The sequence below is a fragment of the Pseudoalteromonas sp. JC28 genome, assembly GCF_013319255.1.
Lineage (GTDB): Bacteria > Pseudomonadota > Gammaproteobacteria > Enterobacterales > Alteromonadaceae > Pseudoalteromonas.
Window position 1 is genome coordinate 129,313 of record NZ_QOKX01000009.1, and the last position, 21,917, is coordinate 151,229.

The following is a 21,917-nucleotide window of genomic DNA, read 5'->3' on the forward strand; positions in this document are numbered from 1 at the left end:
TTTATTGTTATACATAGGCAGTATCAAAAACCGGTGATGTAACATTTGAATCAAAAGCAAGCGCTCATCATAACTTTAGTCTTAGGTGTACTTGGCGGGCTGGCCAATCTGTTGCCAATTTGGTTTTTGGATAGTTCTGAATTCCTTTTTGGCCAGCTGTTTGTATTATTTATCCTGCTGCTATGCGGATGGCGCTATGCCATCATCGCTGTGATTATAGGTGCCGGTTTTATTTGGTATCGATGGGAGCATGCTTGGCCTTCTGTGGTTTTTTTCTTCGAAGTGTTGTGGCTTCACTTTGTCTGCGTCCGTTTCGCCAAGCCATTTTTTGTTCGGGGTATCGTTTATTGGATTTTGTTGGGGTTACCTGCATTATTTATTTTTGGCTATTTTGCCCTCGAACTGCCGTTACTCGTTATATTCACTGCACTTGCTAAGTACCTAATCAACGCTGGTATTTGCCTCGCTGTGGTCGACTTGCTGAGCTTTTTCTTTACTCGCAGCAAATGGCAAGGGATGCCGCTCAATCAAATTCTGAATTCTACCGTCAACCTTGTTGTCGTTTTAGTTGTATTAATGACAACCGTCGTGCTGACAAACAATTACTATAAAAGAATTGAAGCAGAGATAAAAACACAGCTTGAAGAAGCCTCCGGTTCTATAGTCGCTCAAATTGATGACTACCTTGATGCATACCGTCGCGCGATGGTGATATCCGCAACGGATGTATCCTTAGGGATTGATGCTGATTATGTTATTGAGCGGTTGCTAAAAACTCATGCTAATTTTAGAACCGCGATTGTTGCGGACAAAGATGCTAATGTTACTCACCTTTATCCGCAGCATTTTGCTGAGACGATGAAGGGAACAAACGCCAATGTGTCAGATAGAGACTACTTTATTAAAGCTCCCGAATACCCAGAAGGATTTGTTTCAGGCATATTTCAAGGACGTGGTTTTGATGAAGCGCCTATTGTCGCAATTTCAGCACCAATCTTTATCGCTGAAGAGTTTAGGGGGATTGTGGAAGGGTCTTTAATATTTGGTTCATTTGAACGCTTTATTCCAAAAATTCTTGCTGAAGATGCTAATTTGATTGTGTTGGATAAACACAAAAGGGTTGTCTATAGCTCGTTAAAGACCGAATTTAAAACCCTAGATATGCCAAGTGATGTGGTGTTGCAAGCCTTATTTGATAAGGAATCCTCAACTTTTGAAGATTCTACCGAGCAAATCTTATTTAAACAGGCTGCGTTATCTAAACAATATGAATGGTCAGTTATCACTATGCTCGACCGTAAATATCTTAACTTAGTTGCTGCTGAAGCTTGGTCAGATGCATTGGGACTTGCGCTTGCGATTATTATATTGAGCTCTATTTTTGTCCGTCAGCTCACGCGATTGTTGGTGCGTCCAATTGTGGCGCTCAGTCATGATATTCGTGCTTACGAACCTTCAACTTTAATCGAAAATTCGGCGAATGCAGACAGCAGCTTTCTAGAAATAATTGAGTTGCAGCAGCAGTTCAATCAGCTGGCTTTTAAGCTAACACTGAGTTTTACAAAACAAAACCAAGCCAGCCTAGAAAACGAAAGACTTAACCGTAAGCTTACCGACTTCAATCGTGAGTTAGAGCAACAAGTTGCTGAGAAAACGGAAGAGCTAACCAAAGCCGTAGAAGCCGCTAACGCTGCTAATCATTCCAAGAGCCGGTTCCTCGCCAATATGAGTCATGAAATTAGAACGCCGTTAAATGGAATTATCGGTATGTCGGATAGCTTGATCAGAGAGCAAAGTCTTAGTAATGAGATGGCAGACCAAATAACAATTATACGGCAGTCGGCAAAGAACCTGATGCTTATCCTCAATGATATTTTGGATTATTCTAAAATTGAGGCGGGGGCTTTGAAAATAGAACGCCGGGCAGTGAATTTACAAGAAATGCTCGACAGTCTGGTCAGCATTTTCAAAATTTCTAACGTCAGATATGGTGTTGAGTTTAAGTACGAGAAGGGGGCTGAACTCCCTACATACCTTGAGTTAGATGAACTACGCGTGTCACAAGTGGTAAATAATTTACTCAGCAATGCTGGAAAGTTTACCAACAAAGGCCACATAACACTTTCCGTCCATTATGAGAGAGGGATGTTAAAGTTTACTGTTGCTGACACTGGAATTGGCATTTCAAAAGCGCAACAGGAAACGTTGTTCCATGAGTTTACTCAGGCAGACCTTTCAACCACAAGAAAGTTTGGTGGTACCGGACTTGGCTTAGCTATTTCTAAAAAACTAGTCGAAGCGATGCATGGCGAGATAAGCATTCACAGTGAACTTGGGCTCGGTAGTAAATTCTATGTAGATATTCCAGCTTCAAAAGGGCAGGGGGTTAAGAGAGAGCAACAAGAAGTAGGGGCTCCTGATTTTAATGGCCTCGATGTTCTATTGGTAGAAGACAATAAAATTAACCAAGTGGTTGTTGGTAAGTTGCTAGAGAAAACGCACTGCTTGTTAGATAAAGTGGACGACGGAGTCGAAGCTTTAGTTGCAATGAAGGCGAAAAACTATGCCTTGGTTTTAATGGATTGCCAAATGCCGAATATGGACGGCTTTGCTTGTACCAAAGCAATCAGAAACGAGCCAAATATATACGGCAATCCACATATTATTGCGATAACAGCGAACGCCTACGAAGAAGATAAACAAAAATGTATCCAGGCAGGCATGGATGATTTTATTGCTAAACCCATTGATATTAACGAACTTTATCAAAAGCTTAGTGAATGGCAGCGCTCAGAACTGCCTGATAGTGAAACGCAAGATAAGGGCTAACGCTTAGGCTAGCCCACCCAACCCGCGATCAAGCTCGTGAGCGTTCATGCTGTTCGTAAAATGCGAGCAAATCGTCAATCGCCATAGGCTTTGCGAAGTGGTAGCCTTGCATATATTCACAGCCTACGTCTCTTAGATAATTAAGCTGAGATTCTGTCTCGACACCTTCTGCAATACACTTCATGTTTAAGCTTTGCGCCAATAAATAAATGGTTCTAATGATAGATTTATTCGCGGGTTTTGCGTTCATATTGCGTACAAACCCTTGGTCAATCTTTATAATATCAAGAGGGAACTCATTCAGATACGTGAGTGAAGAAAAGCCAGTGCCGAAGTCGTCGAGTAGCAATATAAAATCAGCCCGCTTCATTTCGTTGATAGTTGCTCGTGCCTTAACCATATCAGACATAAAAATTGACTCGGTGATTTCAAGTCTTAAGCAACGATTAGTAAGACCATGCGCTTTTAAAATCTCAGTGAACTGGTGTGCGATATCTGAGCGTAAAATATGTACCGCGCTTAAATTAAGAGATAAATAAAAGTCTGGTTCTTGTGTAAACAATGGACGCAATTCTATTAAGGCTCTGATAAGCGCTTGCTCAGTCAAGGTTTCGATCAAGCCGCTTTCTTCAGCGATTGGAATAAAATCGCATGGAGGAATTAGCATGTCATTATTGCGCCAACGCATGAGTAACTCAACGCCTGCAAGCTGACCCGTTGTGGTATTGATGATAGGCTGATAGTGATTGAAAAACTCACCGTCTTTAACTGCCGTTTTCATTGCGGTTTCTAACCGAAGCTTTTTACTGATCTCTTCATTCATTGTCTCAGTAAAGAACTTGAATGCATTTCTTCCCGATTGCTTTGCATGGATCATGGCGATATCCGCGTTACGGATTAAGGATTCTGAGTCCGGTGCATCAAACGGGTAAACTGCAACGCCAATACTGGCAGATACACTCATGGTGATCCCATCAATTTCGATACGTTCGGGTATGTGCTTCACTAAGCGGGAGACTACCTCGCTCACATATTCGATGCTAGGGAAGGACTTAATTAGCACAAGAAACTCATCGCCACTCTGCCTTGCTAAGATACAATTATTGTTAATTTGCTCTTTGATCCGCTTAGTTATCGCGACCAGTAGTTTATCGCCAATATGATGTCCATAGGCATCATTAATTGGTTTAAATTTATCTAAGTCAATAAAGAGTAGGGCACAGCTTTGCTGTGTGTTGTTTGCGTTAAACAGCGCAAATTCAATGTGCTGTAGCATTAAGCTGCGATTCGGCAGCTCCGTCAAAGCGTCGAAATTGGCGAGATATCTAAGTTCATTCTCGGCTTTTTTCTGCTCAGTCAAATCGGTAACAACGACCACGAAGTATTGGAGATTCACATTGTCCTTGGAAACCGCGCTAATGCTTAGTTGAACTGGATGCACTTTATCCCAGCCGTCTGTAACTTGAACTTCCTGTCTTAGATATTGATTTGGTCCAAGAGATTTTAAATTTGCAATTAAACCGTGGAACTTCTTTTGCCCGATGGCATTAACAAAACGCTCAGTCGTTAAGTCGTTTAACGCTTCGTTTTCCTGTAGTTGAAATGCTCTACAGAAGCTACTATTGACCGAAATGGGCTGTAAGTTAGGGTCTAAGATCACAATCCAATCGTTCACTTGGCTGAAGGCCTCACCCAGCATATTTGCGCGCATCTGGTTCGCTTTTTGCGTGGTTACATTGGTATAAATACCGTGTAGTTCAGTGGCTTTGCCTTGTGCGTCAAACTCTGCGACTTGGCCAAAGTCGTGAAACCAGTGCCAATTATTGTCAGTGCAGCGCAGTCGATAAGATAGAGAAAGCTGCTCTTTGGTCGGGTTAGAAATAAATTTCTTCCAAGCACGCTCGACAACTTCTCTATCATCCGGATGAATGGCGTTATAGTGTTCTTGCAACGTCATAGTATCACTCTCAAAGCCAAGCGCTTCGGCGCGCTGCTGTGTGATTTGGCGTGCAACGACATCTGCTGACCAAACGCCGCTTTTGGTTGATTTCAACGCCAGCTTCGTTTGCCTTCCTGCATGCGTAACGGCTTTAAGTGCAGTTTCAAGCTGACGTTGTTTCTGTTTGTGCTTAATAACGACGAGCGATATTAGCGCGAATGCACTTAGACTGTATAAGATTAATGCAACAGGCGAGCGCCATGGAGAGTGAGCAACATGAAAGCGCAAGTTGAGTGCGTTGCTCAGGTCATCACCGTCAAGCGAACGCGGTGCAACGATTAACTGATAATCACCAGGGAGTAATTGATTTAGAAATACTTTGTTTCGTTTTAAGCTTGAAAACATAAGTGCACTTGGACCATGCAAAGAAGCTTGGTATTGAATATGATGATTGGCATTGAAGTCAAAATCAGAAAACTGTAGCTCAATGCCCATGTCATCAAACTTAAAATCAAATGCTTGCAAAATTGCATCAGGTGCTAAGTAGGTTTGATCCCTGCTTAAAATATCCATTTGAGTGACCAGTAGTGGGCGGCGCTTAACCGCGCCATCTGAAAACTGTTCCGGATCGAAAGTGATAGAGCCGTTGACTGTACCGAACATCAGCTTGCCAGATTCAAGTGCTGCTGCTGCCCCTCCGTTAAACTCAAGCGTCGGCAGGCCTTGATTCGTTCCAAAGGTTTCCAATACTTTATTTATTGGATCAAATTTAAACATGCCGCGTTGACTGCTGGCCCAAATCATTCCATCTCTATCTAACTGGAGATTGTAGATAGCATTACTCATCAAACCTTGTTCAGTGGTTAGCTTGTATTCTTCGGCGTAAGTATCTTTATTGATCCCGACTAGACCTTCGGTTGAGGTTGCCAACCATAGTGTTCCAGCTCTATCTACTACCCAACTATTAACGGCGGAGACCAAGTGCTTATCCGATTTGTTGTAAATTGTTGTTAGGGTATCTGTTGACTCATTATATTTGACCAAACTGATGTCCGTACTTATCCAATATTCATCGTTAGTCGTATCCAAAGGCGGTAGGATCAAAAAGCTCTGTGCCGCTGCCAGCTGCTTTGACAGTCCTTCTAATGCCCGCACTGTACTAGTGGCAGCATCATATTCATAAAACCCGTTGCTATTGATAAATGGAAACTTACTTTCTGAGTACTTAGCGATACCCCAGCTATATGGTTCAAGTTTGTCACCATTTTCAAGCGTAATTGGGTTTAGCTGTTTGGTGTCGGTGTTAAATAGTGCGGTCTCTTGAGTTGTTTGTATAAGAAATGTATTTTTGTCGAAATATGAAGAATTAAAAATAGAGAATACAGCATCTGCTCCGTACAGCGCTTTTGGGTCTCTATTTTGCAGGTAACTGGATTTCAATTGCTGGGTGCTCAAATCAAACTCATTAATGCCGTTATCCGTACCAAGGAGTACCGTGTTATTGTTGGTAGGGTGAATCGACCAGATATTGTTATTGGCAAATCTGTCTTGGGTGTTTATAAATGTTGTAAAGCGCAGCGAGCTTGAAGGCCATAAATATGCACCATCATTATACGTGCCCATCCATAGGTTATTGTTTCTATCTGCGTAAAGGTTAGTGATACTGGGATTGGTGAGACGATATTGCCCCTCGGTTAAGGAAAGCACCTTTGAACTGGTTTTTTTTCTTCTATCAATAAGCAACAATCCATGTTCGGTAGCAATAAACTCGCCATAGGGAGTGATTTGATGTCCCCAAATATTTTTCTCAGGCACAAGCTCATAGCTTTTTGAAGCAACAAGTGTTTGATTACTGACTGGAATTACAAATAAGCCTTCTACAGTACCAACGAGTAACCCCAACGATGGGTCGCGTTTGAGTAATTTAACATCATGACTGAGTTCTGACTTTGAATCTGTGTAATTTATTTGCTCTACATTGCCGGTCGCAAGAGAATAGGTGAATAGACCTTCCGTTGTACCAATAATCACAAAATTACCGATAACGTTTATGGCGCGAATGTAGCTACTTGGTGCGAAGTGAGTGAGTAATTCTGACTTTAACGTATCGCGATCTAATGTGTAGAGGTCACTTTCAATGGAGAAGATGATATTTTCTCGATGAGCAATGGCTGTAGCGATGGGTTTTGGAGCTGCGTTGTTGTCTTGACGTTTACCGTCGTAGATTTGTTGAACTGTGTAGTCATCAACATTCAGTAAATACGCACCGCTGATACCAGTAGAGATCAGTAACTCGTCATTCGAGATATTGAATAACCCAACTATTTCTTGCTCATCAAGACCCTGAGAGGCTGCAATACTAACGATTTGATTGCCGTCATAGCGGTTTAAGCCTTGAAGAGTACCGATCCAAATAAAGCCATGTTTATCTTGTGTGATGGCGGTGATTGCTGATTGACTTAACCCCTCCTCAACAGAGAAACGAGAAGTATATTGACCGAAGTTATGGGCGTGGCTAGGCGCGACTATGCAACACAAAGATAATAATATAAAAAAACACAATAGCGCTTGCTTCATTAAAAGACCTTTCTCTATCCAATCTCATTTAGTCCTTTAACAACATGTTACCAATCAAACTAAGCTGATCCGCGCTAATAAAACTGTTAGCGGTGACGCGAAGTCTAGCGGAAATGCTAGATTGAAATCAACTTAAACCTTGGTTTTTATGCAATATATTTAACAATTTATACATGTTTAAGGTTTGTCATTTGTAGCAAACAAAACAATCTTCTTGGGTGAAAGTGCACCCAAACTCTCATGTTTAAAGTGAAACTCATCTGGTTAAGTTAAGCGTAGCAGTTTTACTGGATTTTTCTTAATTTTATAGAAATAAACGTCGGCTTGAGTACGACGTTTTACGAAGTGTGAATAACGAAGTCTTTGCTGCAGCTTACAAAGAAAAATAATTCGCATTTATAGCTAAGGTATGTGTTGATAATTGTTATCGTTTAGATTAGACTTGTTTTCAGTTAATGAGTTTGAGATTGGTTTTCATTTATGTACGTGTGCATTTGCCATGGTGTTACAGATAAAAAGATTGCAGAGACGATAGACGATGGTGCTCGTTCAATGCGTGATCTTAGCCAGACATTATCTGTTGGTAAGCAGTGTGGAAAGTGCTGTAACTGTGCGAAGAAAATTCTAAATGAAAAGCTGATTGCGATTGTTGATGTCACTGATCAGGTTGCGTAACAGTACATTATCACGCAACCTCAATTAAATACTTATAGTTGAGACTGTAAGTAGTTTTCTATTCCCATCACCTTAATTAGATGTTGCTGAGTTTCAAGCCAGTCAATTTGCTCTTCTTGCTCGTTTTGGATTTTATCTAACGCTTCACGGCTGATGTAATCTTGCTTTTCTTCACACAATTTAATTGCTGCTTGGAGGTCGACCAAAGACGCTTGCTCAAATGCCATATTGCAATCAATCATCTCAGCGCTGTTTTCACCAATTTTTAAACGACCTAAATCTTGTAAGTTAGGAAGGCCTTCCAAGAACAAAATTCGCTCGATAAGGCGGTCAGCGTTTTTCATTTTTTGTATTGAGACTTTATAATCCGCTTTGTCTAACTGGCTAAAACCGAAGTCTTTAAACATACGTGCGTGCAAAAAGTATTGGTTGATACCTACCAACTCATTGGCCAAAACTTTATTAAGCGCTACGATTACTTCTCTATCACCTTTCATTTGTCGAGTCCTTAATATTAAAGCTGAGATTGGATATAATTCGGAGCACCGATAAGATCAATCAGGCGAATTTGCTGCTCTAGCCAGTAAACATGATCTTCTTCTGTATCAAACAACAGCTTTTCAAGCGTTTCTCGAGATTGGTAATCTTGCTCTTCTTCACAGATTTTGATTGCTTCTTTAACGCATTCGACAACTTCAAGCTCTAGTTTTAGGTCGTTTTCCATCATGGACTTAACATCTTGGCCGATGAGTAGATCACGACGTTTTGTCATGTTAGGTACCCCTTCCAAGAAAAGAATGCGTTTGATCAACCAATCTGCATGCGTGGTTTCTTCTTCACGTTCGTGCTCAAGGCGTTGGTATAGTTTGCTCAACCCCCAATCTTCGTACATACGTGAATGGATGAAATATTGATCGATAGCTGCAAGCTCATTGGCTAATAGCTTATTGAATGCGTCGATGACTTTTTGTTTACCTTGCATGCTGTTACCTCAAACTGTGAATATGCGGCTAGTCTAACGGATTTATGTGATGTGTCAATGAAAAATCTTTATAAAACATGGTGTTATATATTGATTATAATTCGCATTTAAGTTGATGTTTTGGCCTAACAATGCAAATTATTGTTATTTCATTTTGAGTAGGATCAGTAATGACAGCAAAAAATAAGACTTAAAGCTTAGCGCTACTATTGACAGAACAAGTGCAGGTGGTAAATTGACAACGATCTTTTGTTTTAAAGAGAAATGTAGATTTGAATAAGCTAGTTTTGATTTTTGTGATGCTCTTACTTTCGGTGCAAGCTGTGAGTGTGTTCGCGTCTGAATCTAGCTTCCATCAAATCGAAGTGTCTCACCTCCAACATACTCACGACCATGCTGAAGATGCGCAAGCAGACTCCAGCGACCATCACACAAAAGATTGCCACCACTGTGGCCATTGCAGTGGGACGCATTTGAATTTAGTGATTTTAAAATCTTTTATCCCCTTTGAAATGCGACCAAATAGCGAAATTTATCCTCAATCAGATACTAAAGTGCGTGCTTTTGTAGAGCAAGCACATCGTCCACCGATCGCTTAAGTCGCGGTTATCATTGAAGGCGTGAACTCAATTTAACTTCACTAACCTGTGTTTAGGTTAATGCGTAAATTGATAAACCCAACTTAGCGCAAATTCGTGTTAGTGAGCAAACAACTAGACCTGTTTTCTATGCTTATGTGTTTTGCTTTCAGTGATATTGCCCACTCCGTTTATACCAATTGTATTAAGTAAATGAGCTACTTTAACCCTGATTGGTATTACTCCTTCTTAGCTGATGACGTGATTACAGGTAAATCACGTCTGCTTGAGAAGTGCATTCTTGTTCGCAAATTGGCACTGTAACAGCAATGCTTGGTGCAATTCGTTAAACAAGCTAACGGTTTTGAACGTCAACTTACGTTCTTGAGTAAAAGAGTATCGAATGACAAACTTTAAAATTTTCTCCATCTATTTCGCGGTGAACGCGCTTTTTAGCTCGCTTGCATATGCCGACGACGGTCATGAAGAACATGAAGAGGAAGAAAATGCCATCGTACTAACGCAACAGCAGATGCGTTTTGCCGGAATTCAGACCAAGGAAGTCAAGCTGGAAAGCCATGAGCGCTTTTATTTTGCACCTGGAGAAGTAAAAGCCAATGGTTATACCAGCTATTTAGTATCGCCAAGAGCCGATTCAATCGTGTTAAAGCGACACACTACACTTGGCTCTATGGTTAATGTTAACGACCCACTTATCACCTTATTCTCAGAGGCAATGGCGCAGGCCCAAGCGCAATATTTGGTCGCTTCAACAGAGTGGGATAGAGTTAAACGCTTAAGCAAAGAAACCATCAGTGAGCGTGAACGCGTTCAAGCAAGTGCCGATTTTAGTTCGGCTTATTCAAAGTTGTTGGCACTTGGAGTAACAGAAAAGGAGATCAAAGAAATAGCCACTAAGCCCGCCAGTGAACTTGGCCAATATACGCTCGTTGCTGAGCGCGAGGGGGTGGTGACTCAAGATGCCTTTACTCAGGGCCAGCATGTTGCTTCTGGCACAACTTTAATGGCAATCACTGATGAAAGCGAGCTATGGGTGGAAGCCCGTTTACAACCGAACTCTCAACTTTCGTTAGCGGTTAACTCTAAAGCATTGATTGGCATAGAAGATCAGCAATATGCGGCTCGCGTTATCCAAGAAGCGCATACTATCGATCCCATTACTCGAACTAGGCAGATCCGCCTATTGGTTGAAAATAGTGACGACAAGCTGCACGCAGGGATGTTTGTAAACGTCAACTTTATCATACCGTCAAAAGAGCCAACCATTGCGTTACCTGCAGACGCGTTAAGTCGTGGTCCTGACGGTGATTGGGTGGTGTACATCGAAGAAGCGCCCGGCGAGTTCCATCCCAAAGAAGTGACTTTAGGTGAAGATTTTGGCGCTCAGGTTGAAGTTATCGGTTTGGCTGTGGGTGAGCGCGTGGCCGTAACCGGGGCGTTCTTTATTGCGTCAGAGCAAGCCAAATCAGGCTTCGATCCGCATAACCATTAAGGGGAGCCTCATCATGTTTAATCGAATTATCGATTGGTCTGTAAACAATCGGCTTCTAATTATTCTTTTTTTACTCGTTATCACGGCAACTGCTAGCGTGACTATTCCAAAACTCAACTTAGATGCGTTTCCCGATGTAACGAATGTGCAGGTTGCGGTGAATACTGAAGCGCCGGGACTGGCAGCGGAAGAGGTTGAGCAGTTAATCACTTATCCAATTGAGGCTGTGATGTATGCCTTGCCTGATGTGCAGCAAGTGCGTTCAATTTCTAAAACAGGTCTATCTGGCGTTACGGTGGTATTTAAGGAAGGCACCGATATCTATTTTGCCAGACAGTTGGTATTTGAGCGCCTCCAAGCTGCAAAGGAGTTGATCCCAAGTGGTGTGGGTACGCCGGAAATGGGGCCAAATACCTCAGGGCTTGGTCAAGTATTTCAATATATGCTGATGAGCGAGCCGAACTCTGAATATGATGCAATGGCCTTGCGTAGTCTCAATGACTGGGTGGTCAAGCTGTTAATTATGCCAATTGACGGAGTAACTGATGTATTGGCCTTTGGCGGCGATGTGCGCCAGTATCAAGTCAATATCGACCCAAATAAGCTATTGGCTTATGCGCTCACTCAGCAAGATGTGGTGAGTGCCATCGAGCGTAATAACCAAAATGTCGGCGGCTGGTATTTAGAGCGCGGTCAAGAGCAATTGGTGATCCGCGGAACTGGCTGGTTTCAAAGTGGGGAGAAGGGGATCCAGGAGATTGCCAACGTGCCCGTCAAAACCATTGATGGCACGGTCGTGACTGTGGCTCAGGTTGCTACTGTATCGATTGGTGGAGAAATCCGTCAAGGCGCTGTCACGATGTCTAGAAAAAGCGCCTCTGGTGGAGTGGAACAGCTCGGTGAAGTCGTAACAGGCATAGTGCTAAAGCGAATGGGAGCAAACACCAAAGCAACCATTGATAGCATTAACAACCGCGTGGAACTTATTAATAAAGCGCTACCCGAAGGGGTAAGGTTTGAGCCGTTTTACGATCAGTCTGATTTGATCAGCAAAGCAGTACAAACTGTCGTTGAAGCCTTGGCACTGGCATTTATTTTTATCGCTGTGGTGCTCGCGCTGTTTTTAATGAACCTGAGAGCAACTTTTCTGGTGCTCATTTCAATTCCTATTTCAATTGCCATTGCACTTGTGGTTATGGCGTGGCTTGGCGTCTCGGCCAACTTAATGTCGCTAGGCGGTATCGCAGTCGCGATAGGGATGTTAGTTGACGGCTCAGTGGTGATGGTAGAAAACATCTTTAAGCACCTAACAAAGCAAAAGGAAAGTGATGACTTTTCTGTAGGACTCATTGTTGAGCTCGCAGGAAAGGAAGTGGCAAGGCCAATCTTTTTTGCTGCCAGTATTATCTTAGTGGTATTCACCCCGTTATTTAGTTTTGAAGGAGTTGAAGCTAAATTATTTCAGCCTATGGCAATCAGTATTATTTTGGCTGTTGTTGCGGCGATATTTGTTGCCCTTATCATTGTCCCAGCGCTTGCGACCTACTTATTTAAACATGGCGTTAAAGCGCGAGAGAGTATAATTCTCGTCGCGCTAGAAAAAGGCTACCGCTGGACGTTAAATCGAGTGTTGCATAGGCAAAAGTTGTTGATGGCAATCGTCATATTATTGATGGCGGCGGCCGGTTTTACGTTCACTAAAATTGGTACCGAGTTTGTTCCAGAGCTTGAAGAAGGCACCATCAACCTAAGGGTAACGCTAGCGCCTTCCGCCAGTCTTGAAACCGCGCTTAATGTTGCGCCTGAGCTGGAAAAAATGCTGCTCACTTTTCCTGAAGTAAACTACGCGCTAAGCAGAATTGGTCGAGCGGAGATAGGGGGCGATCCTGAACCGGTAAATAACATTGAAATCTATATTGGCCTTGCGCCAGTAGCACAGTGGCAAAGCGCAAATAATCGCTACGAATTACAAGCTTTGATGGAACAAAAACTATCGGCTTATCCCGGCTTACTGTTTAATTTTTCACAGCCTATTGCGACGCGTGTCGATGAATTACTCTCAGGTGTTAAAGCGCAGTTGGCGATTAAGTTGTTTGGCCCAGACTTAGCTGTGCTTGCAAAAAAAGGCAAGGAAATTGAAGCGGCCGTGGTGCAAGTTGAAGGGACTGAAGGTGTACAACTTGAGCAAATAGCAGGTGAGTCACAGCTGATCATCACCCCAAAACGTCAAGCGTTATCGCGCTACGGTTTAGCTGTCGGAGACGTAATGGCATTAGTGCAAGATGGCATTGGTGGCAGTAAAGCGGGGCAGGTCATCAACGGTAACGAACGCTATGATATTTATGTCCGCTTGGCACCCAAGTACCGTCAAAGCAAACAGACTATTGAAGAAATACGTTTACAATCAAGTTCAGGGGCGTGGATCCGGTTGGCTGATGTTGCGAATGTTGAATATCAATCTGGTCCTCCGCAAGTAAGACGAGATGACGTTCAACGTCGAGTGGTGATCCAAGCTAATGTGCAAGGTCGTGATATGGGCAGTGTAGTAAGTGATATTCGCACGGCTATTGATAGTAAAGTTGACTTACCAACAGGTTATGGTGTTGAAATCGGTGGTCAATTTGAAAACCAGCAACGAGCACAAAAACGCTTGGCAATCGTGGTGCCGTTATCTTTGGCGCTAATAGCACTCTTGCTTTACTTTGCATTTGGTTCAATGGCTCAGGCTGCGCTTATTTTAGTGAATGTGCCGCTTGCGGTCATTGGTGGGGTATTTTCTTTATATATCTCAGGACAATATCTCTCGGTCCCAAGCTCGGTTGGGTTTATCACCTTATTCGGTGTCGCGGTACTCAATGGTGTGGTCATGGTTGAGAGCATAAACCAGCGATTGGCTGCGGGAGAATTGCTTCATTCGGGTGTCTTTGAGGGAGCAGTTTCAAGGCTTAGACCCGTGCTTATGACTGCGATAACCTCAGCGCTGGGACTTATTCCCATGCTGCTATCGACAGGAGTGGGCGCTGAAATTCAAAGGCCGCTTGCCAGTGTAATTGTTGGTGGATTATTAACGTCAACCTTGCTGACTTTGTTTGTATTGCCAGCACTTTATCCACTATTCTCAAAGCAAATTAAAAATTCGTAATGCCCGTGGGGGCCATTGAAAGTGGCTCCTTCTTCGGATCAATAAATAGGATTTAGTATGTCTCACGCACATCATCACCATCATGGAAATAAGCTCGGTTGGGCCGTATTTGTTAATATTCTACTGAGTGTCGCGCAGGTCGTTGGTGGCATTCTTTCTGGTAGTCTCTCTTTGGTTGCTGATGCGCTACATAATTTAAGTGACGCCGGTGCGCTTATTATCGCGTTAGTCGCGCAAAAAGTTGCAAGAAAGCCGGCCTCACTTGAACTCACTTATGGCTATCAACGTGCTGAAATAATTGGGGCGTTAATTAATAGTGCGACACTCATCGTTGTTGGGGTTTATCTGTTATTCGAGGCGATTTCTCGATTTTTAAATCCAGAGCCAATTGATGGCTGGATAGTGGTGTGGCTCGCGGCCTTGGCGTTAGTTATCGATGTTATCACAGCACTTATTACTTATTCTGCAGGTGCAAAAACCAGCCTAAATATTCGTGCGGCATTTATTCATAATGTTTCTGATGCTGCGGCTTCCGTTGCGGTGATCGTGGCTGGAACATTAATCATCTTATATCAATGGTATGTGGTGGATCTTATCGCCACTGTATTGATCTCCGCGTACGTGATTTACCATGGTGTTGAACTGAGTAAAAGTAGTATTAGAATTCTCATGCAGGCGACGCCAGATAATTTGAATATTCAAGAGGTTAAGGAATACCTTGAGACTCAAGAGAATGTTAAGACAGTAAGCCATATTCATGTTTGGCAGCTCAATGAGCATGATTATATTTTAGAGGCGCAAGTTGTCATTACGTCCTTGAGCGACCAAAGCACGCTAGTGCGGTTGAAAGAGGGGTTACAGTCGCGGTTTGGATTGTCGCATACCACACTTGAATTAACCGAGGACTCTTTGGTAACACATCAGTGTGTAGAAATTAAATAAATACAAATGAAAATAGTTTGCATTAATGTTTGTGTGATCATATAGTGCTCCAATAGCTCATACTGGTTTGCTTGCACAAGTAAGCTAGTTCGGTATAAGGGTAAAATATGAAAAATCGCATGGACCTTAGTGCAAATCGCTTAGCAAGCGGAGCTTGCGCGTTATCTTCAGTGTTGTCACCTTGGCAAGCTAAAATACTCTCTGGTAATCAAGCATATCAAGCGCAAATATTTCTGCGTGCCCGTGATGAATATCAGGTTGCATTGACACTCGCGACAGGTATTTTAGATGAGTTTTTATTATGCCAAAAGGACAGCGTCGTGATGAGTGCCATAGAGCACAGTTTACCAGCCGTCGTAGTATCCGCACATAATCTAGCTGATACCTTTATTGCGCTTGACCAACCAAATAGAGCGTGCCAGCAACTTATCTCAATCCATCTGAAGATACATGCAACCTACCTTGAATATAACAATGAACTTGCGCCTACCGTCTTACATCATTTGCATAAAACTCGACAAGAGCTGATCCATTTTGCAACACGCTATCCTCATTTACCTGAGCTTATTCATCAAATTAACGAAGCGATGCTGGTAACGCACCAGCATTCTCGCGTTTTACATTAACATTTGGAGGTCGAATGGCTTATACCTTACCTGAATTACCGTACGTATATGATGCACTGGAACCACATATCGACGCGAAAACGATGGAGATCCATCATACTTTGCATCATCAGACATATATAAATAAAGCAAACGCAGCATTAGAGGGGACGGAGTTCGAGGGTAAAGACACCGAAACGTTGCTGAGAAACATTAAAACGTTACCTGAAACCTTACAAAAAGCAGTGCAAGAACATGTCGGCGGGCACAATAACCATAGTTTGTTCTGGCAAATTATGACTCCGAATTCTGCGCCTTTGTGTGATGGGCCGTTAAAACAAGCGATAGAAAGTGAATTCGGCGGTTTTGATAGCTTTAAAACTGAATTTACAAACGCTGCTGTCAGCCGATTTGGCAGTGGCTGGGCATGGTTAGTTGTAGATGAAAATGGCAAGTTAGCGGTGACGAGTAGTCTTAACCAAGATAGTCCCTACATGGAGCAGCACACCCCAATATTGGGCTTAGATGTGTGGGAACATGCCTATTACCTCAAATATCAGAATCGTCGACCAGAATACATCGCGGCTTTTTACAACGTCATTAATTGGTCTGAAGTCGAGCGCAGATATAATCAAGCAATAGGTTAGTACTTTTTCCTCAGTTATTTAACCTGAGGTTTGGGTAAGTAATGAGCTAACATATAGTTTTAAAATTTATCTTGAATGACTTTCTGTCTAGCCAGAGAGTTTTAGGGATAACAAGGCGAATTTACGCATTAATAGCGGGCTATTGGAAGTGAATTCAACGCAGTTAGCGCTAAAACTGGCTGCTAGAAAGGCATTAGTTATCCGAAGCTCAGGTTAGAAAGCCCCTAGCGGGCTTTTTTCATGAATACTCCAAATATGGTTGAGTACCAAAAATGGCTAGTTTGCTATAGTGATAGCTATTAGACTGAGTGAAAACGAAGTACGAGCGAAAGTCATGTATACACCAGAAGTTTGTTCTCAAGCTAGAAATAGTCGCGATGCTAGATTTGATGGGTTGTTTTTTGTTGCGGTAAAGAGCACCGGCATTTATTGTCGGCCAATATGTCCAGCACCTGCTGCAAAAGAAAAAAATGTTGAGTATTTTCAATTTGCCCACAATGCAGCGCAAGCTGGCTTTAGACCTTGTATTCGCTGCCGCCCTGACAGCGCACCGGGTAGTTATGCATGGCTTGGCACGGAAACAACCGCAGTCAGAGCCAAAAAGTTAATCGACGAGGGGGCCTTGATACGTCATTCGACAGAAGACTTAGCCGATAGGTTAGGCATTTCGGTCCGTTATTTAAATAAAGTATTCAATCAATATTTTGGCACCAGCCCCAAACAATATGCACTTTATAAGCAATGTGACTTAGCTAAGCAGCTATTACAGCAAAGTGACCTTCCTGTCACGCAAGTCGCGTTTGCCGCCGGGTTTAATTCATTGCGACGCTTTAATGATGCATTCCAAAAACTGTATCAGTTATCACCAAGTCAACTCAGAAGAGACGCAGGTAGTGGCTCAGCCATTGCGATTTACTTGTCTTATCGACCACCGTACAACTGGGATAAAATGCAGCAGTTTTTAGCAATGAGAATTGTGCCAGGTATCGAGTGGTTAACAGAAAACGGTTATGGGCGAACCGTGATGATAGAAGGGGAAACAGGGCGCTTCACCGCGACTATTGAGCCTGAAAAACATCGCTTTAAAGTGGTTATCGCGCTCAGCGATTTATCCTTGTTAGTTCCGATGATTGCGCAGATCAGGCGTGTGTTAGATTTGGATGCGGATACCTGTTTTATTGAGTCTCACCTTCATGAAGCCGCACCTGATTTGCCGCTACAAGAGGGACTCAGATTACCTGGGATCTGGAGTGAGTTTGAAGCGGGAATGAGAGCTATTTTAGGTCAACAAATCAGTGTTCAAGCGGCGAGAAACTTACTTGCTTTATTGGTTGAAACACTTGGTGAGGTAGCTGAAGATGGCATGCGTTACTTCCCTAAGCCTAAGGCCGTATTTGATAGTGATCTCGCCTTTTTCAAAATGCCTGAGCGGAGAAAAGCGGCTATTAAAGCTTTCGCTGAGCAATATGTTGGTTCGGAACATGTTGAACTTGATGACTGGTTAAAGATTAAAGGGATAGGCCCTTGGACTGTCGACTATGCAAAAATGCGCGGATTGAGTCACCCAGACATATACTTGGGTGGTGATTTGGGTGTCAAAAAGGCAATGGAAAAATCCTTAAAAACAATAGATATCGAAAAGTGTGCTCCTTTTCGTTCTTATTTAACTTTTCAACTATGGCAACAATTATGATTGAAACTACATTAGCCTCGCCCACTGGAGAGTGGATAATACAAGCATCCAATAATGGTTTACGATATGTTGGTTTTTTTCCAAAGACGCGTTATGAGCAAGGGGAAAATCGGCATACAGAAATGGCAAAAAAACAGTTAACAGAATACTTTGCTGGCAAACGCCAACGCTTTGATGTGGTACTTGATGTGGATGGTACGCACTTTCAAAAGCAAGTCTGGCAGGTGTTGGCACAAGTACCATTTGGTGAAACGCATAGCTATGGTTGGATAGCTGAGCGCTTAGGTAACAAAAATGCTGTCCGTGCTGTTGGCGCTGCTAACGGCAAAAATCCAATTAGTATCATAGTGCCTTGTCATCGCATTATTGGTGCAAATGGCAAACTAACAGGATATGCTGGTGGACTTGAAGCGAAAGAGTGGTTGTTGCAACACGAGGGAGTAAGCTTTAAAAAATAGAGTATACTAGTGGTTAATCGTTGTTATTTCGATTTACTACATGTTTGGAGTGAATGTTGAGACTGCTATTTATTGCTTTTTGCGTTTTTACTTCGTGGACCTGTATGGCAACAGAGGTTCGCTTTTGTTATGAAGATAAACATGCTCCACCCTTTATCCATGGTGCAGGGCAAACTGTGCCATCGGCAAATCCAGGCGTCACGATCCAGATAGTGCAACAGCTTGACGAGCACGTAAAAGAGGTGAACTTCACTTACACTCGAAAGCCATGGAGCCGTTGCTTGCATGAGCTGGAAAATGGCAAAGTTGATGCTGTGGTGGCAAGTCACCGAGCATCCAGAGAAGAGCAAATGGCGTATCCAAAGAATCCCGATGGCACTATTGCACAGCAATATGCAATTAATCGGATCAGCACTTGTTTACTCAAAAGCAAAACTAACAAAGCAACATTAAATCTGAGCAAAGAAATAGAACTCGCAGTACCTCGTGGGTATGCTATTCGAGAAAGTATGCCCAAGCATTTTTCCATATTCGAAACCGACTCGTTGGAGCATGCTATTGCACTGGTTGAAAATGAATTACTAGATGCGACCATTGGCCTTTGCCAAATCGGTAATATGCCAATCACATTATCGCCTCCCTTTAACCACTTGGAAGCGGTTTTTCCACCGATAGAAACGTCGTTTGGTTTTATGGCATTTTCTGAGCAGTTTTATCAGCAGCACCCTGAATTAAGCTGGAAAGTGTGGCGTGCAAGTCAGCTTATTAACCTCGACACCTTATATAGTGAGTATTTGCGTTCACAACCCAGCCAAATGGATAAGCAATAGATCTTTTAATCGTTAGCCAGTAAACTAGCGCGAATTTTTATTTCGAAATATCTATTATGGCCCAGCTTTATTTTTACTATTCGGCAATGAATGCCGGTAAATCTACAACTTTATTGCAGTCGGCATTTAACTACCGAGAGCGAGGCATGCGCCCGTTTATTATCACTGCTGCAATTGATAACCGTGCTGGTGTGGGCAAAGTAGCGTCGCGTATCGGCTTAGAAGCTGAGGCGCAAGTTTTTGAAAGCCAAACAGATGTGAAAGCACTGCTGATGTCTGCCCACACCGAGAGTAAAATTGACTGCGTATTGGTAGATGAGTGCCAGTTTCTAACAAAAGCTCAAGTCGCAGAGCTGACGGATATCGTCGATGAGCTGCGGATCCCGGTATTATGCTATGGTCTGAGAACTGACTTTCGTGGTGAGCTGTTTGAGGGCTCACAATATTTACTGGCGTGGGCAGATAAATTGATTGAGCTAAAAACCATCTGTCACTGTGGTCGTAAAGCAAACCGAGTGCTTCGCACCGATGAGCATGGCAAGGCCATTGCGGATGGTGATCAAGTTGTGATTGGTGGTAACGATAGGTATGTTTCTCTTTGTAGAAAACACTATAAGGATGCGCTAAACGCATAAGTATATTTAAACCTGATGTACTGCGAAGAGTGGCTTCTTAACAGTACAGATCCCGTTCTATCGTCACTCAGTATTTTTTCCTACCATAACGCTAAATTTATACTATTTTCTGGTTCGAATAATTTGGTAAACCTGTGGATTTGTACCATCCTAAAGAAATAGGAGTAAGGGTGTCATTTTAATGAGTCAGCAGCAGCCATTATCATTCTTAAACGTTTCAGAGCCTGATGAACAAAACCTAGACGAGTCTGCATCTCCTTGGGTGGTGTTGATTGTCGATGATGAACCTGAAGTTCACGATGTGACTAAACTTGTGTTAACGGCTTATCGGTTTGAATTAAAACCGCTTGAGTTGCTTCATGCCTATAGCAAAAAAGAAGCGATTGATATCTTAAGCAATCGAGATGACGTTGCATTAATTTTACTCGACGTCATCATGGAAAGTGAAGAAGCGGGCTTAGAATGTGCGCAATACATACGTGAAGAACTTGGCTATCATAACGTAAGAATAGTACTGCGCACTGGCCAGCCCGGCAGTGTGCCGGAACATGAAGTCATGCTACGCTATGATATTAATGACTATAAAAATAAAACTGACCTCACAAAATCTCGTCTTTTCACTATGTTAACCAGCTCGCTACGCTCTTACCGAGATTTAAATCGACTTGAGTTGTTGACCGATGAACTAACCAAACTTAACGAAGGATTGGAAGAAAAGGTCAAGCAGCGCACTCATGAACTTGAATCGTCAAATGATGCCTTAAGAGAGGCATATAACCGTATTGCTGAGCAGCAGCAAGCCTTGATCCAATCAGAAAAGCTCGCATCGGTAGGGCAGTTTGCTGCAGGTGTCGCCCATGAAATTAATAATCCGCTTGCGTACTTAAAAAGTAACTTAGAGTTTGTACAAAGTTCGTTGGTTAAGTTGTATCGAGCTTGGCAATTTTTGGCAAATAATTCGCAACTCTCTCCTGAATGTGCAAAATCGCTGAGTGAATTGGAAAAAGAGTATCAACTAAACTGGGCCTTGAGTGAAAGTGATGATGTGATGGCAGAAATGCACTCGGGACTCGACAGAATTCAATTGATTGTTAAAGAGCTGAGTGTGTTTTTTGAAAGCAATCAAACCCAGTTTCAGCAAGTAGAATTCTATTCTCAAATTATGGACTCTGTGATGATTAATTTGGAGTTGGATGGTACAAACTTGAGCCTGATTGAATTTGAAAAAGGAGAACGGTTTGAATTGCACTGTGCCCCTGCACTTCTAGAACACGGTATTTATTGCCTCATAAAGAACGCCTTAGAAAGTACCGGTAGAATGCGCAAGGCCATTAAAATCACCACGAAAGTTGAGAGTAAAACACTCTCTATCGATATCTTCGATTGTGGTGAAGGGATTGCGGATAAGTTGGTGCATAAAGTATTTGATCCGTTTTATACCACTAAAGCCTCAGAAAAACACGTAGGACTTGGGTTAACGATTGCATCTAATATCATTAAATCTCACGGTGGTGAACTGATCATAAAATCTACTATCGGTAAAGGCACCAGAGCGACTATAAATTTGCCACTAATTTGATTCAACTCTGGTTAATGCACTCTCCAATTATTAAATCTGAACTTAAAGAAATCAGTTAGTTTGCTATCTATCCAATCCTCAAGTTATCTCTTCAGTCGATATATTAAGATGCAGAAATGTGGCGACTGACACCTATAGCGCTATAACTTTAGGTGAAGAAGTGTCCGCTGCGGACACTTTTTCCGTCCGCGGACACATTTTATCCTCTTCCAAAATAAAATAAATCTATAATATCAACACCTTAAGTTTTGGCATGAAGTTCGCCTCACTTTCTGCATACAAACTAATAAAGA

General features: G+C 42.5%; 16 protein-coding genes. 13 read left to right on the forward strand and 3 right to left on the reverse strand.

The window, feature by feature from the left end:
• Nucleotides 1–45: 45 nt before the first annotated feature.
• Nucleotides 46–2,829 carry a hybrid sensor histidine kinase/response regulator gene (locus tag DS891_RS19675; RefSeq protein WP_174170700.1) on the forward strand — a complete coding sequence of 928 codons (2,784 nt, stop codon included), beginning with the start codon at nucleotides 46–48 and terminating at the stop codon, nucleotides 2,827–2,829.
• A 28-nt stretch (nucleotides 2,830–2,857) separates the two neighbouring features.
• On the opposite strand, the gene DS891_RS19680 is transcribed toward DS891_RS19675, so the two are convergent.
• The gene (locus DS891_RS19680) at nucleotides 2,858–7,345 is read right to left on the reverse strand and encodes an EAL domain-containing protein (protein WP_174170701.1); all 4,488 of its coding nucleotides are present in this window, start codon (nucleotides 7,343–7,345) and stop codon (nucleotides 2,858–2,860) included.
• Nucleotides 7,346–7,825: 480 nt separating this feature from the next.
• Between DS891_RS19680 and DS891_RS19685 the strand changes: the two genes are divergently transcribed.
• Nucleotides 7,826–8,020, forward strand: a complete 195-nt coding sequence (locus DS891_RS19685) for a (2Fe-2S)-binding protein (RefSeq protein WP_010607506.1) — start codon at nucleotides 7,826–7,828, stop codon at nucleotides 8,018–8,020.
• Between the two features lie 32 nt (nucleotides 8,021–8,052).
• Here DS891_RS19685 and bfr (DS891_RS19690) read toward each other — a convergent pair whose 3' ends face one another.
• Together bfr (DS891_RS19690) and bfr (DS891_RS19695) are read right to left on the reverse strand one after the other, a co-directional pair.
• Nucleotides 8,053–8,517: a bacterioferritin gene (gene bfr / locus DS891_RS19690; RefSeq protein WP_010375235.1), complete on the reverse strand. Its 465-nt coding sequence runs from the start codon at nucleotides 8,515–8,517 to the stop codon at nucleotides 8,053–8,055.
• Nucleotides 8,518–8,534: 17 nt separating this feature from the next.
• On the reverse strand, nucleotides 8,535–9,002 hold the full coding sequence (gene bfr / locus DS891_RS19695; protein WP_010607507.1) for a bacterioferritin: 468 nt from the start codon (nucleotides 9,000–9,002) through the stop codon (nucleotides 8,535–8,537).
• Between the two features lie 272 nt (nucleotides 9,003–9,274).
• On the opposite strand from bfr (DS891_RS19695), the gene DS891_RS19700 reads away from it, so the two are divergent.
• The 11 genes from DS891_RS19700 to DS891_RS19750 all read left to right on the forward strand — a co-directional run bounded on the left by DS891_RS19700 (nucleotide 9,275) and on the right by DS891_RS19750 (nucleotide 21,624).
• Nucleotides 9,275–9,601 (forward strand): DUF2946 family protein, encoded by a 327-nt coding sequence (locus DS891_RS19700; RefSeq protein ID WP_174170702.1) that lies wholly within the window; start codon nucleotides 9,275–9,277, stop codon nucleotides 9,599–9,601.
• 382 nt (nucleotides 9,602–9,983) lie between these two features.
• The gene (locus DS891_RS19705) at nucleotides 9,984–11,093 is read left to right on the forward strand and encodes an efflux RND transporter periplasmic adaptor subunit (protein ID WP_174170703.1); all 1,110 of its coding nucleotides are present in this window, start codon (nucleotides 9,984–9,986) and stop codon (nucleotides 11,091–11,093) included.
• Nucleotides 11,094–11,106: 13 nt separating this feature from the next.
• On the forward strand, nucleotides 11,107–14,235 hold the full coding sequence (locus tag DS891_RS19710; RefSeq protein WP_174170704.1) for an efflux RND transporter permease subunit: 3,129 nt from the start codon (nucleotides 11,107–11,109) through the stop codon (nucleotides 14,233–14,235).
• Between the two features lie 57 nt (nucleotides 14,236–14,292).
• On the forward strand, nucleotides 14,293–15,177 hold the full coding sequence (locus DS891_RS19715) for a cation diffusion facilitator family transporter (protein ID WP_174170705.1): 885 nt from the start codon (nucleotides 14,293–14,295) through the stop codon (nucleotides 15,175–15,177).
• Between the two features lie 107 nt (nucleotides 15,178–15,284).
• Entirely contained in the window at nucleotides 15,285–15,803 is a 519-nt protein-coding gene (locus DS891_RS19720; protein ID WP_010607512.1) for a hypothetical protein, read from the forward strand.
• Nucleotides 15,804–15,817: 14 nt separating this feature from the next.
• On the forward strand, nucleotides 15,818–16,429 hold the full coding sequence (locus DS891_RS19725) for a superoxide dismutase (protein ID WP_174170706.1): 612 nt from the start codon (nucleotides 15,818–15,820) through the stop codon (nucleotides 16,427–16,429).
• A gap of 334 nt (nucleotides 16,430–16,763) precedes the next feature.
• The gene (locus tag DS891_RS19730; RefSeq protein ID WP_174170707.1) at nucleotides 16,764–18,122 is read left to right on the forward strand and encodes an AlkA N-terminal domain-containing protein; all 1,359 of its coding nucleotides are present in this window, start codon (nucleotides 16,764–16,766) and stop codon (nucleotides 18,120–18,122) included.
• Nucleotides 18,119–18,580 (forward strand): methylated-DNA--[protein]-cysteine S-methyltransferase, encoded by a 462-nt coding sequence (locus DS891_RS19735; protein ID WP_174170708.1) that lies wholly within the window; start codon nucleotides 18,119–18,121, stop codon nucleotides 18,578–18,580. Before DS891_RS19730 ends, DS891_RS19735 begins: the two co-directional genes overlap by 4 nt.
• Before the next feature lie 104 nt (nucleotides 18,581–18,684).
• Nucleotides 18,685–19,410 carry a transporter substrate-binding domain-containing protein gene (locus DS891_RS19740; protein WP_227387831.1) on the forward strand — a complete coding sequence of 242 codons (726 nt, stop codon included), beginning with the start codon at nucleotides 18,685–18,687 and terminating at the stop codon, nucleotides 19,408–19,410.
• 56 nt (nucleotides 19,411–19,466) lie between these two features.
• Nucleotides 19,467–20,045, forward strand: a complete 579-nt coding sequence (locus DS891_RS19745) for a thymidine kinase (protein WP_010607517.1) — start codon at nucleotides 19,467–19,469, stop codon at nucleotides 20,043–20,045.
• Nucleotides 20,046–20,226: 181 nt separating this feature from the next.
• Nucleotides 20,227–21,624 (forward strand): ATP-binding protein, encoded by a 1,398-nt coding sequence (locus DS891_RS19750; RefSeq protein ID WP_174170709.1) that lies wholly within the window; start codon nucleotides 20,227–20,229, stop codon nucleotides 21,622–21,624.
• The last annotated feature ends 293 nt before the right edge of the window (nucleotides 21,625–21,917 follow it).

Excerpts from the sequence above, each read along its gene's own strand:
- DS891_RS19680 (WP_174170701.1), bottom strand. The coding sequence starts at position 7,345 with ATGAAGCAAGCGCTATTGTGTTTTTTTATATTATTATCTTTGTGTTGC.
- DS891_RS19685 (WP_010607506.1), top strand. The coding sequence starts at position 7,826 with ATGTACGTGTGCATTTGCCATGGTGTTACAGATAAAAAGATTGCAGAG.
- bfr (WP_010375235.1), bottom strand. The coding sequence starts at position 8,517 with ATGAAAGGTGATAGAGAAGTAATCGTAGCGCTTAATAAAGTTTTGGCC.
- bfr (WP_010607507.1), bottom strand. The coding sequence starts at position 9,002 with ATGCAAGGTAAACAAAAAGTCATCGACGCATTCAATAAGCTATTAGCC.
- DS891_RS19705 (WP_174170703.1), top strand. The coding sequence starts at position 9,984 with ATGACAAACTTTAAAATTTTCTCCATCTATTTCGCGGTGAACGCGCTT.
- DS891_RS19710 (WP_174170704.1), top strand. The coding sequence starts at position 11,107 with ATGTTTAATCGAATTATCGATTGGTCTGTAAACAATCGGCTTCTAATT.
- DS891_RS19715 (WP_174170705.1), top strand. The coding sequence starts at position 14,293 with ATGTCTCACGCACATCATCACCATCATGGAAATAAGCTCGGTTGGGCC.
- DS891_RS19720 (WP_010607512.1), top strand. The coding sequence starts at position 15,285 with ATGAAAAATCGCATGGACCTTAGTGCAAATCGCTTAGCAAGCGGAGCT.
- DS891_RS19725 (WP_174170706.1), top strand. The coding sequence starts at position 15,818 with ATGGCTTATACCTTACCTGAATTACCGTACGTATATGATGCACTGGAA.
- DS891_RS19730 (WP_174170707.1), top strand. The coding sequence starts at position 16,764 with ATGTATACACCAGAAGTTTGTTCTCAAGCTAGAAATAGTCGCGATGCT.
- DS891_RS19735 (WP_174170708.1), top strand. The coding sequence starts at position 18,119 with ATGATTGAAACTACATTAGCCTCGCCCACTGGAGAGTGGATAATACAA.
- DS891_RS19740 (WP_227387831.1), top strand. The coding sequence starts at position 18,685 with ATGGCAACAGAGGTTCGCTTTTGTTATGAAGATAAACATGCTCCACCC.
- DS891_RS19745 (WP_010607517.1), top strand. The coding sequence starts at position 19,467 with ATGGCCCAGCTTTATTTTTACTATTCGGCAATGAATGCCGGTAAATCT.
- DS891_RS19750 (WP_174170709.1), top strand. The coding sequence starts at position 20,227 with ATGAGTCAGCAGCAGCCATTATCATTCTTAAACGTTTCAGAGCCTGAT.